This is a genomic window from Streptomyces sp. TG1A-8, assembly GCF_030499535.1.
Classification (GTDB): domain Bacteria; phylum Actinomycetota; class Actinomycetes; order Streptomycetales; family Streptomycetaceae; genus Streptomyces.
This window is the reverse complement of sequence record NZ_JASTLB010000001.1, coordinates 1,191,927-1,208,231: the sequence shown is the minus strand read 5'-3', so window position 1 is coordinate 1,208,231 and position 16,305 is coordinate 1,191,927. Positions and strand designations below refer to the sequence as shown.

Below are 16,305 nucleotides of genomic sequence, written 5' to 3'. Positions count from 1 at the left end.
CCCCGGATCGCCCATGATGATCGAGGAAAAGGCCGGCACGGCCCCCCGTGGACCGGACCGTGAACGGGCGGTGAACAAGGGCCGCGGGCCATCCGATAGCCTCTGCCGACATGCCGCCCGGGTGCCGCAGGCAGGGGCGCCCCACCACGCGAAAGACCGGCGTCGACACGCCGGCACCCAGGGAGTGAGTTCGGTTGTCGACCGCCATCGTCACCGGTCAGCCGGTCCCCGGATCGTCACTCGAGAACGATCTGCGGTCGCTCGGCTTCGACGTGCGGGTGGCCGCCGACGCCTCCGGGGTCCAGGCCCTGCTCGCGGCCGTCCCCGCCGGCCGGCGCGTGGCCCTGGTCGACGCCCGCTTCGTGGGTCACGTGCACGCGCTGCGCCTCGGCCTGACCGACCCGCGCTTCCCGCTCGCCGCGGTCCCCGGCGCCGTCACCGCCCAGCCGGCCGCCCGGCGGGCGCTGGCCCGGGCGCTGGTCCACGAGACCTCCGCCGGCGGCGGCACGGCGGTGGCCGTCGACAGCCTGGCCGACCGGGTCGTCACCGCCCTCGACACCGACGGCGAGGTGTACCGCCCCGAACTGGGCAGGCTGGTCGCCGCCGTCCCCGCCGACCCGCAGGCCCGCAACGAGGCCCGCCAGGCCGTCGCCGCCGTCGACGACGAGGCCGTCCGCCTGAAGTCGGCCGTGAAGGCCCGCGACGGCTTCTTCACCACCTTCTTCATCAGCCCCTACTCGCGCTACCTCGCCCGCTGGTGCGCCCGCCGCGGCCTGACCCCCAACCAGGTCACCACCGCCTCCCTGCTCACCGCCCTGATCGCGGCCGGCTGCGCGGCGACGGGCACCCGGGGCGGCTTCATCGCGGCCGGCGTGCTGCTGATCGCCTCCTTCGTGCTGGACTGCACCGACGGCCAGCTCGCCCGCTACGCGCTGAAGTACTCCACGCTCGGCGCCTGGCTCGACGCCACCTTCGACCGGGCCAAGGAGTACGCCTACTACGCCGGTCTGGCCCTCGGCGCGGCCCGCGGCGGCGACGACGTGTGGGCCCTCGCCCTCGGCGCGATGGTCCTGCAGACCTGCCGGCACGTCGTGGACTTCTCCTTCAACGAGGCCAACCACGACGCCACCGCCAACACCAGCCCCACCGCGGCCCTGTCCGGCAGGCTCGACAGCGTCGGCTGGACGGTCTGGGTGCGCCGGATGATCGTCCTGCCCATCGGGGAGCGCTGGGCCATGATCGCCGTCCTCACGGCGGCCACCACCCCCCGCATCACCTTCTGGGTGCTGCTCGCCGGCTGCGCCTTCGCCGCCGCCTACACCACCGCCGGCCGCGTGCTGCGCTCGGTGACCCGCAGGGCCCGGCGCACCGACCGGGCCGCGCAGGCGCTCGCCGACCTCGCCGACTCCGGCCCGCTCGCCGAGGTGCTCGGGCGCCCGGCCGAGCGGGGCCTGCCCGGGTTCGCCGTCCCCGCCGCCGCCCTCCTCGGCGCCGCCGCCGTGGTGGCCTGCTCGGCCCTGACCGGCTTCGGCGGCCTCCTGCCGGTCGCCGGCGCCCTCGTCCACGTCCTCACCTCGGCCCTCGCCGTCGCCCGCCCCCTCAAGGGCGCCCTCGACTGGCTGGTCCCCCCGGTCTTCCGCGCCGCCGAGTACGGCACCGTCCTGGTGCTGGCGGCCAGGGCGGACGCGAGCGGAGCCCTTCCCGCGGCTTTCGGGCTGGTGGCCGCGGTCGCCTACCATCACTACGACACGGTGTACCGCATCCGCGGCAACGCCGGGGCGCCCCCGGCCCGGCTGGTGCGCGCCATCGCAGGGCACGAGGGGCGCACGCTGCTCGTGACCGTCCTGGCCGCGGTGCTCACCGCCACGCGGTTCGAAGTCGCGCTCGCGGTCCTCGCCGTGGTTGTCGCCCTGGTGGTGCTCGTCGAGAGCATCCGCTTCTGGGTGAGCGCCCACCAGGACGGCGCGCCCGCCGTACACGATGAAGGAGAACCCGCATGATCGGCCTCGTGCTGGCGGCCGGCGCCGGACGGCGTCTGCGTCCCTACACCGACAGCCTCCCCAAGGCTCTGGTGCCGGTGGGCCCCGCGGGCATAGAGGGCGAACCCACGGTCCTGGACCTGACGCTCGGCAACTTCGCCGAGATCGGCCTGACCGAGGTCGCGGTCGTCGTCGGCTACCGCAAGGAGGCCGTCTACGAGCGCAAGGCGGCCCTGGAGCGGAAGTACGGCCTCAAGCTCACCCTCATCGACAACGACAGGGCCGAGGAGTGGAACAACGCCTACTCGCTGTGGTGCGGCCGTGACGCCCTCGGGGACGGCGTGATCCTCGCCAACGGCGACACCGTCCATCCGGTCTCCGTCGAGAAGACGCTGCTGGCGGCCCGCGGCGGAGACAGGAGGATCATCCTCGCCCTCGACACCGTCAAGTCCCTCGCGGACGAGGAGATGAAGGTCGTCGCCGACCCCGACAGGGGCATGACGAGGATCACCAAGCTGATGGACCCCGCCGAGGCCACCGGCGAGTACATCGGCGTCACCCTCATCGAGGGCGACGCCGCGCCCGAGCTGGCCGACGCGCTGAAGACGGTCTGGCAGAGCGATCCGCAGCAGTTCTACGAGCACGGCTACCAGGAGCTGGTCGACCGGGGCTTCAGGATCGACGTGGCACCGATCGGCGACGTCGAGTGGGTCGAGATCGACAACCACGACGACCTCGCCCGCGGACGGGAGATCGCGTGCCAGTACTGACCCGGCTCATCCCCTCGCCGGTCGTCGTGGACATCCGCCCGGGTGCCCTGGACGACCTGGCGTACGTCCTCGCCGACGAACGCATCTCGCAGTCGGGCCGGCTCGCCATCGCCGTCAGCGGCGGCTCGGGCGCCCGGCTGCGCGAGCGGATCGCCCCCTCCCTGCCCGGCGCCACCTGGTACGAGGTCGGCGGCGGCACCATCGACGACGCGGTCCGGCTGGCGGGCGAGATAAAGGCCGGCCACTACGACGCGGTCGTCGGCCTGGGCGGCGGGAAGATCATCGACTGCGCCAAGTTCGCGGCGGCCCGCGTCGGCCTGCCGCTGGTCGCCGTGGCCACCAACCTGGCGCACGACGGCCTGTGCTCCCCGGTCGCCACCCTCGACAACGACGCGGGCCGCGGCTCCTACGGCGTGCCGAACCCGATCGCGGTGGTCATCGACCTCAACGTGATCCGGGAGGCTCCCGTCCGGTTCGTGCGCTCCGGCATCGGCGACGCCATCTCCAACATCTCCGCGGTCGCGGACTGGGAGCTGGCGCACCGCGTCAACGGGGAGAAGATCGACGGCCTCGCCGCCGCCATGGCCCGGCAGGCCGGCGAGGCGGTGCTGCGCCACCCCGGCGGAGTGGGCGACGACGGCTTCCTGCAGGTGCTCGCCGAGGCCCTGGTGCTCACCGGCATCGCCATGTCCGTGTCGGGCGACTCCCGCCCGTCCTCCGGGGCCTGCCACGAGATCAACCACGCCTTCGACCTGCTCTTCCCCCGGCGGGCCGCCGCCCACGGAGAGCAGTGCGGCCTGGGCGCCGCCTTCGCGATGTACCTGCGCGGAGCGCACGAGGAGTCGGCGTACATGGCCGCGGTACTGCGCCGGCACGGGCTCCCGGTCCTGCCGGAGGAGATCGGCTTCACCGTGGACGAGTTCGTCCGCGCCGTGGAGTTCGCCCCGGAGACCAGGCCCGGGCGCTACACCATCCTCGAACACCTCGACCTCAAGACGAACCAGATCAAGGACACCTACGCCGACTATGTCAAGGCCATCGGTAGCTGAACTCAGGCCGGTCGTCCACCCCGCCGGGGTGAAGGACCGGCGCAGCGGTGAGCACTGGGCGGGACGCCTCTACATGCGTGAGGTGTCCCTGCGCGTCGACCGCTACCTGGTGAACACCAGGGTCACGCCCAACCAGCTCACGTACCTGATGACCGTCTGCGGCGTGCTCGCGGCCCCGGCCCTGCTGGTGCCGGGGATCGCGGGCGCCGTGCTCGGCGTGGTCGCCACCCAGCTCTACCTGCTGCTGGACTGCGTCGACGGCGAGGTCGCCCGCTGGAAGAAGCAGTACTCGCTCGGCGGGGTCTACCTGGACCGGGTCGGCGCCTACCTGACCGACGCCGCCGTCCTGGTCGGCCTCGGGCTGCGCGCCGCCGACCTGTGGGGCAGCGGCCGCATCGACTGGCTGTGGGCCTTCCTCGGCACCCTCGCCGCCCTCGGCGCCATCCTGATCAAGGCGGAGACCGACCTGGTCGGCGTCGCCCGGCACCAGGCCGGGATGGCGCCCGTGCAGGAGTCCGCCGCCGAGCCGCGCTCCTCCGGCATGGCCCTGGCCCGCCGGGCCGCCGCCGCGCTGAAGTTCCACCGGCTGATCCTCGGCATCGAGGCCGCGCTGCTGATCCTGGTCCTCGCGATCGTGGACCAGGCCCGCGGCGACCTGTTCTTCACCCGGCTCGGCACCGCCGTCCTCGCCGGCATCGCGGTGCTGCAGACCCTGCTGCACCTGGTGTCCATCCTCGCGTCCAGCAGGCTGAGGTGAGTGCCGTGAAGGTCGGCGCCGTCATCATCACCATGGGCAACCGCCCCGACGAGCTGCGCGCCCTGCTCGACTCCGTCGCCAAGCAGGACGGCGACCCCGTCCAGGTGGTCGTCGTCGGCAACGGCTCGCCCGTCCCGGACGTCCCCGAGGGCGTGCGCACCGTGGAACTGCCGGAGAACCTCGGCATCCCCGGCGGCCGCAACGTCGGCGTCGAGGCCTTCGGACCCGGCGGCCGCGACGTCGACGTACTGCTCTTCCTCGACGACGACGGCCTGCTCGCCCGCAACGACACCGCCGAACTGTGCCGCGAGGCCTTCGCCGCCGACCCCCGTCTCGGCATCATCAGCTTCCGCATCGCCGACCCCGTCACCGGTGAGACCCAGCGCCGGCACGTGCCGCGGCTGCGCGCCTCCGACCCGCTGCGCTCCTCCCGGGTCACCACCTTCCTCGGCGGCGCCAACGCCGTCCGCACCCGGGTCTTCGCGGAGGTCGGCGCGCTCCCGGAGGAATTCTTCTACGCCCACGAGGAAACCGACCTGGCGTGGCGGGCCCTCGACGCGGGCTGGATGATCGACTACCGGTCCGACATGGTGCTGTACCACCCGACGACCGCCCCCTCGCGGCACGCGGTCTACCACCGCATGGTCGCCCGCAACCGGGTCTGGCTGGCCCGCCGCAACCTCCCCGCCCTCCTGGTCCCCGTCTACCTGGGGGTCTGGCTGCTGCTGACCCTGCTGCGCCGCCCCTCCGGTCCGGCCCTGAGGGCCTGGTTCGGCGGCTTCAAGGAGGGCTGGTCCACCCCGTGCGGTCCCCGGCGGCCCATGCGCTGGCGTACGGTGTGGCGGCTGACCCGGCTGGGCCGGCCCCCCGTCATCTGACAAGCTCGACCCGAGACGAACGCGAAGACGAAAGCCCCCACCCGTGAGTGAGACCCCGTGAGTGAGACAGCGCATGACGGCGGTGTCGCGGTGAGCGCGGCCCCGTCGCCCGACGAGGGACTGACGGCGGCGCAGCTCGCCGCCAAGTACGGGCTCACCGTGAGCGGCGCCCGGCCCTCGCTCGTGGAGTACGTCCGTCAGCTGTGGGGACGGCGCCACTTCATCCTCGCCTTCTCCCAGGCGAAGCTGACGGCGCAGTACAGCCAGGCCAAGCTCGGGCAGCTGTGGCAGGTGGCCACACCGCTGCTGAACGCGGCCGTGTACTACTTCATCTTCGGCCTGATCCTGAAGGCCAGCAGGGGCATGTCCCACGACGTGTACATCCCGTTCCTGGTCACCGGCGTGTTCGTCTTCACCTTCACGCAGAGTTCGGTGATGTCGGGCGTGCGGGCGATCTCCGGCAACCTCGGTCTGGTGCGCGCCCTGCACTTCCCGCGCGCCTCGCTGCCCGTCTCCTTCTCGCTCCAGCAGCTCCAGCAGCTGCTGTTCTCGATGATCGTGCTGTTCGTCGTGGCGATCGGCTTCGGCAGCTACCCGGGCCCGTCCTGGCTGCTGATCGTGCCCGTGCTGGCCCTGCAGTTCCTGTTCAACACCGGCCTGACGCTGATCGTGGCCCGCATGGGTGCCAAGACCCCGGACCTCGCCCAGCTGATGCCGTTCATCCTGCGGACCTGGATGTACACCTCCGGCGTCATGTTCTCCATCCACAAGATGCTGGAGGGCCGGCCCGAGTGGATCGTCCGGGTGCTCCAGGTGAACCCGGCCGCGGTCTACATGGACCTGATGCGCTTCGCGCTGATCGACGGGTACGGCGCCCGGAACCTGCCGCCGCACGTGTGGGTCATCGCCCTGTTCTGGGCCGTGGCCGTCTTCGCCGGCGGTTTCGTGTACTTCTGGAAGGCGGAGGAGCGGTACGGCCGTGGCTGAGCACACCTCCCGGGAGGGCACCGCCGGCGCGGACCCCCGCCCGACGGTCATCGCGGACGACCTGCACATCGTCTACCGGGTCAACGGCACCAGGGCCGGCAGGGGCAGCGCGACCGCCGCGCTCAGCCGCATCCTGCGGCGCGGCTCCGACGACGCGGCGCGGGGGGTGCGCAGGGTGCACGCCGTGCGCGGTGTCTCCTTCGTCGCCCACCGGGGCGAGGCCATCGGCCTGATCGGCTCCAACGGCTCCGGCAAGTCCACCCTGCTGCGCGCCATCGCCGGGCTGCTGCCCGCCGAGAGCGGCAAGGTCTACACCGACGGCCAGCCCTCCCTGCTCGGTGTGAACGCCGCCTTGATGAACGACCTGACGGGCGAGCGCAACGTCATCCTCGGCGGCTTGGCCATGGGCATGTCGCGCGAGGAGGTCAAGGAGCGTTACCAGGACATCGTCGACTTCTCCGGCATCAACGAGAAGGGTGACTTCATCACCCTGCCGATGCGCACCTACTCCTCCGGCATGGCGGCCCGGCTGCGCTTCTCCATCGCCGCCGCCAAGGACCACGACGTCCTCATGATCGACGAGGCGCTCGCCACCGGTGACCGCAAGTTCCAGAAGCGTTCCGAGGAACGCATCCGTGAACTGCGCAAGGAGGCCGGCACGGTGTTTCTGGTCAGTCACAACAACAAGTCCATCCGCGACACCTGCAATCGCGTCCTGTGGCTGGAACGCGGTGAACTGCGCATGGACGGCCCCACGGACGAGGTGCTCAAGGAGTACGAGAAATTCACGGGCAAGTAGCCCGAATTCGGCCAGGGCCCCGCCGGAAGCTCTCCGGCGGGGCCTCGCACGTGCAAAGGAAACGTCAACTCCGCGCGTTCCAAGGAATTTTGAAGCCGATCGGTGTGTTGTTGTGATGCGCGGGACACCCTGCCGGACCCCGCCGCGTTGTACAACGTAAGCTGTAGCGGCCCCGGAAAGCGGCAAGTGGGCCGATAATGCGCGACACCCTCCGCCGGGCGGTCCTGTGGAGGGCCGGGCGGCGTGTCCGAAATAGTGTGTATTGGGTCGGCAGTGTAGAACGGGAGATGTGACGGCAATGGCTACGGAGACTCCCCGGCTCGACACAGCATGCGCCGTCCCCGTCCCGGACAGCGTGCGATGACGGGAACCACCCCGGCGCCCGCACCGGAACGCGCCGCGCTGGAACGCGCCACCCTGGACAAGGCCGCACGGGAGAACTTCCCCGTGGCGCCCTTCTTCCTGCCCCGCGCCTGGCGCGACGACCTCGTGGCCGTGTACGGCTTCGCCCGCCTGGTCGACGACATCGGCGACGGCGACCTGGCCCCCGGCGGAGCCGACGCCCGCGCCCTCGGCGTGCCGGCCGCCGAGGCCGGGGACCGCCTCGTCCTCCTCGACGCCTTCGAGACCGACCTGCGCCGCGTCTTCGGCGGCACCCCGCGCCACCCCCTGCTGCGCCGGCTGCAGCCCACGGTCCACCGGCGCTCCCTGACCCCGGAGCCCTTCCTCGGCCTGATCGCCGCCAACCGCCAGGACCAGCTGGTGAAGCGGTACGAGACCTACGACGACCTCCTGGCGTACTGCGAACTGTCCGCCAACCCCGTCGGCCGCCTCGTCCTCGCCGTCACCGGCACCTCCACCCCCGAGCGGATCCGCCGGTCCGACGCGGTGTGCACCGCGCTGCAGATCGTCGAGCACCTCCAGGACGTCGCCGAGGACCTCGGCCGCGACCGCATCTACCTCCCCGCCGAGGACATGAGGCGCTTCCACGTCCGGGAAACCGACCTCGCCGCGAAAACCGCGGGCGCATCGGTGCGCGCCCTGGTTGCATACGAAGCCCAACGCGCCCACGGGCTGCTGGATGAGGGCGCCCCCCTGGTGGGTAGCGTCCACGGCAGGCTGAAGCTGCTGCTCGCGGGGTTCGTGGCGGGAGGAAGGGCGGCGATCCGGGCGATCGCCGCCGCCGAGTACGACGTACTGCCCGGTCCGCCCCGCCCCGGCAAGGTCCGGTTGCTGCGTGAGGCGGGCGTGACCCTGCGAGGAGAGAGGTGATCCGGAGCGTGGACGCGCCGCCGCACGTGTCGGCACCGGTACTCGCCGCCTACGGCTACTGCGAGACCGTCACCGGGCAGCAGGCCCGCAACTTCGCCTACGGCATCAGACTGCTGCCGGCACCCAAGCGCCGTGCCATGTCCGCGCTGTACGCCTTCTCCCGGCGCGTCGACGACATCGGCGACGGCGACCTGCCCCACGAGGTCAAGGCCGCGCGGCTGGAGGAGACCCGGGCACTGCTCACCCGGGTCCGCGGGGGCGGGGTCGAGGAGGACGACACCGACCCGGTGGCCGTCGCCCTCGCCCACGCCGCCCGCGCCTTCCCGATCCCGCTGGACGGCCTGGACGAGCTGATCGACGGCGTCCAGATGGACGTGCGCGGGCACGCCTACGAGACCTGGGACGACCTGAAGGTCTACTGCCGCTGCGTGGCCGGCGCCATCGGCCGCCTCTCGCTCGGCGTGTTCGGCACCGAGCCGGGGGCGCGCGGCACCGAGCGCGCACCGGAGTACGCCGACACCCTCGGCCTCGCGCTGCAGCTCACCAACATCCTCAGGGACGTCCGCGAGGACGCCGAGGGCGGGCGCACCTACCTGCCCGCCGACGACCTGGCCAAGTTCGGCTGCTCGGCCGGGTTCGGCGCACCGGTGCCCCCGGAGGGCTCCGACTTCGCGGGCCTCGTGCACTTCGAGGTGCGGCGGGCCCGCGCCCTCTTCGCCGAGGGCTACCGGCTGCTGCCCATGCTCGACCGGCGCAGCGGCGCGTGCGTGGCCGCCATGGCGGGCATCTACCGCCGGCTGCTGGACCGCATCGAGCGCGAGCCGGAGGCCGTGCTGCGCGGCCGGGTCTCGCTGCCCGGGCACGAGAAGGCCTACGTCGCCGTGCGCGGCCTGTCCGGCCTCGACACCCGGCACGTGGCCCGCACCGCCGCCCGCCGGACCGTCAGGAGGCGCGCCTGATGCGCCGTGCGCACGGAGCCCGTCGCCCGTCGCGCCCGGCGGGTTCCGCGAACGCCGCCGGCCGCGGCCGCCCGGCGCGGCGGGCGACCCCGCGCCCCGGCGTGGCGTCCCTGACCGCGACGGCCGGACGTGCACCGTGCAGGCAGCACGCACGGCCCGCACGGAAGGACGCACGATGAGCGACGACCCACACCCCACGGGGGCGCACACCGGCGCCCCGGCGGCGGGCACGGCGGGCCGCAGCGCCGTCGTGGTCGGAGGCGGCCTCGCCGGGACCACCGCCGCGCTCGCGCTCGCCGACGCGGGCGTCCGCGTCACCCTCCTCGAAGGCAGACCGAGGCTGGGCGGCCTCGCCTTCTCCTTCCGGCGCGGCGAGCTGACCGTCGACAACGGCCAGCACGTGTACCTGCGCTGCTGCACCGCCTACCGCTGGTTCCTCGACCGGATCGGGGGCACGGCGCTGGCACCGCTGCAGGACCGCCTGGACGTGCCCGTCGTCGACGTCGCCAAGCCCGAGGGGCGGCGGCTCGGACGGCTGCGGCGCGACCCGCTGCCCGTCCCCCTCCACCTGGGGCGCAGCCTGGCCGCCTATCCGCACCTCTCGCTCGCCGAGCGTGCCGCGGTCGGCCGGGCCGCGCTCGCGCTCGGGGGGCTCGACCCCGCCAACCCCGCCCTGGACGACCGGGACTTCGGCGGCTGGCTGGCCGCCCACGGCCAGTCGGCGCGCGCCGTCGAGGCCCTGTGGGACCTGATCGGGGTCGCCACCCTCAACGCGGTCGCGGGCGACGCCTCGCTGGGCCTGGCCGCGATGGTGTTCAGGACCGGTCTGCTGTCCGGACCGGGCGCGGCCGACATCGGCTGGGCCCGGGTCCCGCTGGGCGAACTGCACGACCGGCTGGCCCGCGAGGCGCTCGGCTCCGCGGGCGTGCGCACCGAGACCCGTACGCGCGTCACCTCCGTGTCCCCCGGCGAGGACGGAGGCTGGAGCGTCCGGGTGCCCGGCGGGACGCTGCACGCGGACGCGGTCGTCCTCGCCGTGCCCCAGCGCGAGACCCACGGCCTGCTCCCGCCCGGCGCCCTCGACGCCCCCGGGCGGCTGCTGGAGATCGGCACCGCGCCGATCCTGAACGTGCACGTCGTCTACGACCGCAAGGTGCTCGCCCGGCCCTTCCTCGCGGCCCTGGGCACCCCGGTGCAGTGGGTCTTCGACCGCACCGACGCGTCCGGGCTGCGCGACGGCCAGTACCTGGCGCTGTCCCAGTCCGCCGCGTGGGACGACATCGACGCGCCGGTCGCCGCGCTGCGCGAGCGCTACCTGCCCGAACTGGAACGGTTGATCCCCGGGACCCGCGCGGCCCGGGTGCGGGACTTCTTCGTGACCCGGGAGCGCACCGCCACGTTCGCCCCCGCCCCCGGCGTCGGGCGGCTGCGGCCCGGCGCCCGCACCAAGGCCCCCGGCCTGTACCTGGCCGGAGCGTGGACCGCCACCGGGTGGCCCGCGACCATGGAGAGTGCGGTCCGCAGCGGGGTGAGCGCGGCCGACGCCGCGCTGACCGCCCTGGGCCGGCCCCGCCCCCGCCGCCTCTTCGCCCTGGAGGAGGCCGCCTGATGCGCCATCAGCCGGCGGCAGGCCCCCGCACCCCCGGTACCGCAACAAGAGGAGAGACTGTGCCCGCTGTGCCCCCGGCCCCGACACCCGCCGCAAGGGCCGCGGTGGACGTGACCGCGCTGCTGGAGCGCGGCCGTACCCTGGCCACACCGGTCCTGCGTGCGGCCGTCGACCGCCTGGCGCCTCCCATGGACACCGTCGCCGCCTACCACTTCGGCTGGATCGACGCGGTCGGCAACCCCGCCGACGGCGACGGCGGCAAGGCCGTGCGCCCCGCCCTCGCCGTCCTGTCCGCCGAGGTCACCGGCGCCGCGCCCGAGACGGGCGTCCCGGGAGCCGTCGCCGTCGAACTCGTGCACAACTTCTCGCTGCTGCACGACGACCTGATGGACGGCGACGAGCAGCGCCGGCACCGCGACACCGTCTGGAAGGTGCACGGCCCCGCCCAGGCGATCCTGGTCGGCGATGCGCTGTTCGCCCTCGCCAACGAGGTGCTGCTGGAACTCGGTTCGGTCGAGGCCGGCCGCGCCGCCCGCCGGCTGACCACCGCCACCCGCGCCCTGATCGACGGCCAGGCGCAGGACATCTCCTACGAGCACCGCGACCGCGTCAGCGTCGAGGAGTGCCTGGAGATGGAGGGCAACAAGACGGGCGCCCTGCTCGCCTGCGCCTCCTCCATCGGCGCCGTCCTCGGCGGCGCGGACGGGGCCACCGCCGACGCGCTGGAAAGGTACGGCTACCACCTCGGCCTCGCCTTCCAGGCCGTCGACGACCTCCTCGGCATCTGGGGCGACCCGGAGGCCACCGGCAAGCAGACCTGGAGCGACCTGCGCCAGCGCAAGAAGTCCCTGCCGGTGGTGGCGGCGCTCGCGGCGGGCGGCCCCGCCTCCGACCGGCTCGGCGAGATCCTCGCCGCCGACGCCGGGAGCAGCGACTTCGAGAACTTCTCCGAGGAGGAGTTCGCGGCCCGCGCCGCCCTCGTCGAGGAGGCCGGCGGACGCGACTGGACGGCCGGCGAAGCGCGCCGTCAGCACACCATCGCCATCGAAGCCCTCGACGCCGTCGACATGCCCGACCGGGTGCGGACCTCGTTCACGGCGCTCGCCGACTTCGTCGTCGTACGGAAGAGATGATCACTATCGGCCGAATGACCCTCGCATAGTCGCCGGCCGGTGCCGGGGGATGACGGACACCGGCCGACGGCTGACCCACAGCAGCACGACTCGCACGACTGCACGAAGGGGAAGCCATGACAGCGACGACCGACGGAAGCACCGGGGCCGCCCTGCCGCCCCGCGCTGCCGCGGCCAGCGACACCCGCATCACCACCCCCGCGGCGGCCGGGGTGCACGAAGCCGCCGAACGCGCCGCGCGGCGCGCCACCGACTTCCTGCTCGCCCGGCAGGACGCCGAGGGCTGGTGGAAGGGGGACCTCGAGACGAACGTCACCATGGACGCCGAGGACCTGCTGCTCCGCCAGTTCCTGGGCATCCTCGACGAGGCGACCACCCGGGCCGCCGCCAAGTTCGTCCGCGGCGAACAGCGCGAGGACGGCACCTGGGCCACCTTCTACGGCGGCCCCGGCGAGCTGTCCACCACCATCGAGGCGTACGTCGCCCTCCGCCTGGCCGGCGACGCGCCCGACGCCCCGCACATGGCGAAGGCCTCGGCGTGGGTCCGGGAACAGGGCGGCATCGCCGCCTCCCGGGTCTTCACCCGGATCTGGCTCGCCCTGTTCGGCTGGTGGAAGTGGGAGGACCTGCCCGAGCTGCCGCCGGAGCTGATCTACTTCCCCACCTGGATGCCGCTCAACATCTACGACTTCGGGTGCTGGGCCCGGCAGACCATCGTGCCGCTCACCATCGTGTCCGCCAAGCGCCCGGTGCGCCCGGCGCCCTTCGCGCTGGACGAGCTGCACACCGACCCGGCCGACCCCAACCCGCCCAAGCCGCTCGCCCCCGCGGCCAGCTGGGACGGCGCCTTCCAGCGCATCGACAAGGCGCTGCACCGGCTGCGGAAGGTCGTCCCGCGCCGGCTGCGCGGGGCCGCGGTGAACTCCGCCGCCCGCTGGATCATCGAGCGGCAGGAGAACGACGGCTGCTGGGGCGGCATCCAGCCCCCGGCCGTGTACTCCGTCATCGCCCTGCACCTGCTCGGCTACGACCTCCAGCACCCCGTGATGCGCGCGGGGCTGGAGTCGCTGGACCGCTTCGCGGTCTGGCGCGAGGACGGCGCCCGGATGATCGAGGCCTGCCAGTCCCCGGTGTGGGACACCTGCCTCGCCACCATCGCGCTGGCCGACGCCGGTCTGCCCGCCGACCACCCGCAACTGGTCAAGGCGGCCGACTGGATGCTCGGCGAGGAGATCGTCCGCCCCGGTGACTGGGCGGTGAAGCGGCCCCAGCTTCCTCCGGGGGGCTGGGCGTTCGAGTTCCACAACGACAACTACCCCGACATCGACGACACCGCCGAGGTCGCCCTCGCACTGCGCCGGGTCAGGCACCACGACCCCGAGCGGGTGGACCGGGCGATCGGGCGCGCGGTCCGCTGGAACCTGGGGATGCAGTCGAGGAACGGCGCGTGGGGGGCCTTCGACGCCGACAACACCAGCCCGTTCCCGAACCGGCTGCCGTTCTGCGACTTCGGCGAGGTCATCGACCCGCCCTCCGCGGACGTCACCGCGCACGTCGTGGAGATGCTCGCCGCCGAGGGCCTCGCCCACGACCCGCGCACCCGGCGCGGCGTCGAGTGGCTGCTGGCCGAACAGGAGGCCGACGGCTCGTGGTTCGGCCGCTGGGGCGTCAACTACGTCTACGGCACCGGCTCGGTGGTGCCCGCGCTCACCGCGGCGGGCCTGCCCGGTTCGCACCCGGCGATCCGCCGGGCCGTGACCTGGCTGGAGAGCGTCCAGAACGACGACGGCGGCTGGGGCGAGGACCTGCGCTCCTACCGGTACACCAAGGAGTGGAGCGGCCGGGGCGCCTCCACCGCCTCGCAGACCGCCTGGGCGCTGATGGCGCTGCTCGCGGCGGGGGAGCGGGGCTCCAGGGCCGTCGAGCGCGGCGTCCAGTGGCTGGCTTCGACCCAGCGGGAGGACGGCTCCTGGGACGAGCCCTACTTCACCGGGACCGGCTTCCCCTGGGACTTCTCCATCAACTACCACCTGTACCGGCAGGTCTTCCCGCTCACCGCGCTCGGCAGGTACTTGCACGGCGACCCCTTCGAGCGGCCGCCGCTCGCGAAGGCCAGGAAGCCCATCCCGGAAGCCAAGAAGCCGCTCCACGAGGCCGGCGGCAAGCCGCTGTCCGAGGCCAAGGGGAGCTGACGCGATGAGCACCCGGCCCGCTCCGGCCCCGCTGCTGATCGCCTGCGCGCTCGGCATCGAGCACCTCGCCCTGCGCACCGGCGACCGCGGTGGTGCCGGCGGGCCGGTCACCGTCGTCCGCACGGGCATGGGCCCCCGGGCGGCGGAGCGCTCCGTCACCGGCCGGCTGGCCGATCCGGCGTGGGCCGGCGCGGCCGTGCTGGCCACCGGCTTCTGCGCCGGACTCGCCCCCGGCATGCACCCCGGCGACCTGGTCGTCGCCGAGGAGACCCGGGACCCGCGCGGAACCGTCCCGTGCGCGGACACCGACCTGCTGGTCGGGGAACTCGTGCGCACCCTGCCCGGGCGCACGGTCCACACCGGCCCGCTCACCGGCTCCGAACACGTCGTCCGGGGCCACGAACGGTCCGCCCTGCGCGCGACCGGCGCGATCGCGGTCGACATGGAGTCGGCCGCCACGCTCCTCGCCGCGGTCCGCGCGGGCGAGCGTCCGGTCGCGGCCGTACGGGTGGTCGTGGACGCTCCCGAACACGAGCTCGTCCGGATCGGCACAGTGCGCGGTGGAATATCAGCTTTCCGTGTTCTCCGTTCCGTCCTGCCCGCTTTTTTCGAATGGCACCGTAATGTGCTGCTCCCCCGGAGGTGAGCCAGATGGCCATGCCGCTGCGCCAGTCCATCAAGGTCGCTACATACCTGGCTGAACAGAAGTTCCGCAAGCGGGACAAGTTTCCGCTCATCGTCGAGCTGGAACCGCTCTTCGCCTGCAACCTCAAGTGCGAGGGGTGCGGCAAGATCCAGCACCCGGCCGGTGTGCTCAAGCAGCGCATGCCGGTCGCCCAGGCCGTGGGCGCGGTGCTGGAGTCCGGTGCGCCGATGGTGTCCATCGCCGGCGGCGAACCGTTGATGCACCCCCAGATCGACGAGATCGTGCGCCAGTTGGTGGCGAAGCGGAAGTACGTCTTCCTGTGCACCAACGCCGTGCTGCTGCGCAAGAAGATGGACAAGTTCACCCCTTCGCCCTACTTCGCCTTCGCGGTGCACATCGACGGACTGCGCGAGCGCCACGACGCGTCCGTGGCGAAGGAGGGGGTGTTCGACGAGGCGGTGGAGGCCATCAAGGAGGCCAAGCGGCGCGGCTTCCGGGTGACCACCAACTCCACCTTCTTCAACACCGACACCCCGCAGACCATCATCGAGGTGCTCAACTTCCTCAACGACGACCTCGGGGTCGACGAGATGATGATCTCGCCCGCCTACGCCTACGAGAAGGCGCCCGACCAGGAGCACTTCCTGGGCGTGGAGCAGACCCGCGAACTGTTCAGGAAGGCCTTCTCGGGCGGCAACCGCAGGAAGTGGCGGCTCAACCACTCCCCGCTCTTCCTGGACTTCCTGGAGGGCAGGGTCGACTTCCCGTGCACGGCGTGGGCGATCCCGAACTACTCGCTGTTCGGCTGGCAGCGCCCCTGCTACCTGATGAGCGACGGGTACGTGCCGACCTACCGCGAGCTCATCGAGAAGACCGACTGGGACAGCTACGGCCGCGGCAAGGACCCGCGCTGCGCCAACTGCATGGCGCACTGCGGCTACGAGCCCACCGCCGTCCTCGCCACCATGGGTTCCCTGAAGGAGTCGCTGCGGGCCATGCGCGAGACCGTGTCCGGAAACCGCGGGTGACCCCGTGCCGGCCGTCCGCCCGGTCCGGTCCGGGGCGCCGGCCCGGCCGGTCGCCGCGCGGCGCGCGCCGCGGCCGGTCCGCACCGGGCCGGCGGCGGCCGGGTGCGGGGGCGGGGGTCCGGTGCCGGCCCGGCCGGCGACCGCGCGACCCGAAGGAGCTGCCCGGGGCGGGACTCGGCGAGCTGTTCGACGGAACGGGTGACTTCCTGGTGCACGAGGTGTCGGGGGCCGGTGGTCGCCCCGGGCC

14 protein-coding genes are annotated in these 16,305 nt (G+C 73.1%); all 14 read left to right on the top strand.

Annotated elements, in window-relative coordinates; translation table 11 throughout:
- Positions 1 to 194: 194 nt before the first annotated feature.
- The 14 genes from QQY24_RS04865 (at position 195) to hpnH (ending at position 16,058) form a co-directional block, all read left to right on the top strand.
- Positions 195 to 2,000 (top strand): DUF5941 domain-containing protein, encoded by a 1,806-nt coding sequence (locus tag QQY24_RS04865; protein ID WP_301971415.1) that lies wholly within the window; start codon positions 195 to 197, stop codon positions 1,998 to 2,000.
- The gene (locus tag QQY24_RS04860) at positions 1,997 to 2,749 is read left to right on the top strand and encodes a phosphocholine cytidylyltransferase family protein (protein ID WP_301971414.1); all 753 of its coding nucleotides are present in this window, start codon (positions 1,997 to 1,999) and stop codon (positions 2,747 to 2,749) included. Before QQY24_RS04865 ends, QQY24_RS04860 begins: the two co-directional genes overlap by 4 nt.
- Positions 2,737 to 3,798: an iron-containing alcohol dehydrogenase family protein gene (locus QQY24_RS04855; RefSeq protein ID WP_301971413.1), complete on the top strand. Its 1,062-nt coding sequence runs from the start codon at positions 2,737 to 2,739 to the stop codon at positions 3,796 to 3,798. The genes QQY24_RS04860 and QQY24_RS04855 overlap by 13 nt, the downstream gene beginning before the upstream one ends.
- The gene (locus tag QQY24_RS04850) at positions 3,776 to 4,555 is read left to right on the top strand and encodes a CDP-alcohol phosphatidyltransferase family protein (RefSeq protein ID WP_301971412.1); all 780 of its coding nucleotides are present in this window, start codon (positions 3,776 to 3,778) and stop codon (positions 4,553 to 4,555) included. Before QQY24_RS04855 ends, QQY24_RS04850 begins: the two co-directional genes overlap by 23 nt.
- Positions 4,556 to 4,560: 5 nt before the next feature.
- Positions 4,561 to 5,433 carry a glycosyltransferase family 2 protein gene (locus QQY24_RS04845; protein ID WP_301971411.1) on the top strand — a complete coding sequence of 291 codons (873 nt, stop codon included), beginning with the start codon at positions 4,561 to 4,563 and terminating at the stop codon, positions 5,431 to 5,433.
- A gap of 57 nt (positions 5,434 to 5,490) precedes the next feature.
- A complete protein-coding gene (locus QQY24_RS04840) occupies positions 5,491 to 6,420 on the top strand; it encodes an ABC transporter permease (RefSeq protein ID WP_301971410.1) in 930 nt (309 codons plus the stop codon).
- Complete coding sequence (locus QQY24_RS04835) at positions 6,413 to 7,219, top strand: ABC transporter ATP-binding protein (RefSeq protein WP_301971409.1); 807 nt, start codon at positions 6,413 to 6,415, stop codon at positions 7,217 to 7,219. Before QQY24_RS04840 ends, QQY24_RS04835 begins: the two co-directional genes overlap by 8 nt.
- A 360-nt stretch (positions 7,220 to 7,579) precedes the next feature.
- A complete protein-coding gene (gene hpnC / locus QQY24_RS04830; RefSeq protein ID WP_301971408.1) occupies positions 7,580 to 8,491 on the top strand; it encodes a squalene synthase HpnC in 912 nt (303 codons plus the stop codon).
- Positions 8,488 to 9,450, top strand: coding sequence for a presqualene diphosphate synthase HpnD (gene hpnD / locus QQY24_RS04825; RefSeq protein ID WP_301971407.1), 963 nt, complete (start codon positions 8,488 to 8,490; stop codon positions 9,448 to 9,450). The genes hpnC and hpnD overlap by 4 nt, the downstream gene beginning before the upstream one ends.
- 175 nt (positions 9,451 to 9,625) lie before the next feature.
- Positions 9,626 to 11,059: a hydroxysqualene dehydroxylase HpnE gene (gene hpnE, locus QQY24_RS04820; protein WP_301971406.1), complete on the top strand. Its 1,434-nt coding sequence runs from the start codon at positions 9,626 to 9,628 to the stop codon at positions 11,057 to 11,059.
- Positions 11,059 to 12,192: a polyprenyl synthetase family protein gene (locus tag QQY24_RS04815; protein ID WP_301971405.1), complete on the top strand. Its 1,134-nt coding sequence runs from the start codon at positions 11,059 to 11,061 to the stop codon at positions 12,190 to 12,192. Before hpnE ends, QQY24_RS04815 begins: the two co-directional genes overlap by 1 nt.
- 116 nt (positions 12,193 to 12,308) lie before the next feature.
- Complete coding sequence (gene shc / locus QQY24_RS04810; protein WP_301971404.1) at positions 12,309 to 14,384, top strand: squalene--hopene cyclase; 2,076 nt, start codon at positions 12,309 to 12,311, stop codon at positions 14,382 to 14,384.
- Between the two features lie 4 nt (positions 14,385 to 14,388).
- Positions 14,389 to 15,030, top strand: coding sequence for a 1-hydroxy-2-methyl-2-butenyl 4-diphosphate reductase (locus QQY24_RS04805; RefSeq protein WP_301971403.1), 642 nt, complete (start codon positions 14,389 to 14,391; stop codon positions 15,028 to 15,030).
- A gap of 5 nt (positions 15,031 to 15,035) precedes the next feature.
- On the top strand, positions 15,036 to 16,058 hold the full coding sequence (hpnH, locus tag QQY24_RS04800; protein ID WP_301971402.1) for an adenosyl-hopene transferase HpnH: 1,023 nt from the start codon (positions 15,036 to 15,038) through the stop codon (positions 16,056 to 16,058).
- The last annotated feature ends 247 nt before the right edge of the window (positions 16,059 to 16,305 follow it).

Excerpts from the sequence above, each read along its gene's own strand:
- QQY24_RS04860 (WP_301971414.1), top strand. The coding sequence starts at position 1,997 with ATGATCGGCCTCGTGCTGGCGGCCGGCGCCGGACGGCGTCTGCGTCCC.
- QQY24_RS04850 (WP_301971412.1), top strand. The coding sequence starts at position 3,776 with ATGTCAAGGCCATCGGTAGCTGAACTCAGGCCGGTCGTCCACCCCGCC.
- hpnC (WP_301971408.1), top strand. The coding sequence starts at position 7,580 with ATGACGGGAACCACCCCGGCGCCCGCACCGGAACGCGCCGCGCTGGAA.
- hpnE (WP_301971406.1), top strand. The coding sequence starts at position 9,626 with ATGAGCGACGACCCACACCCCACGGGGGCGCACACCGGCGCCCCGGCG.
- QQY24_RS04815 (WP_301971405.1), top strand. The coding sequence starts at position 11,059 with ATGCGCCATCAGCCGGCGGCAGGCCCCCGCACCCCCGGTACCGCAACA.
- shc (WP_301971404.1), top strand. The coding sequence starts at position 12,309 with ATGACAGCGACGACCGACGGAAGCACCGGGGCCGCCCTGCCGCCCCGC.
- QQY24_RS04805 (WP_301971403.1), top strand. The coding sequence starts at position 14,389 with ATGAGCACCCGGCCCGCTCCGGCCCCGCTGCTGATCGCCTGCGCGCTC.
- hpnH (WP_301971402.1), top strand. The coding sequence starts at position 15,036 with ATGGCCATGCCGCTGCGCCAGTCCATCAAGGTCGCTACATACCTGGCT.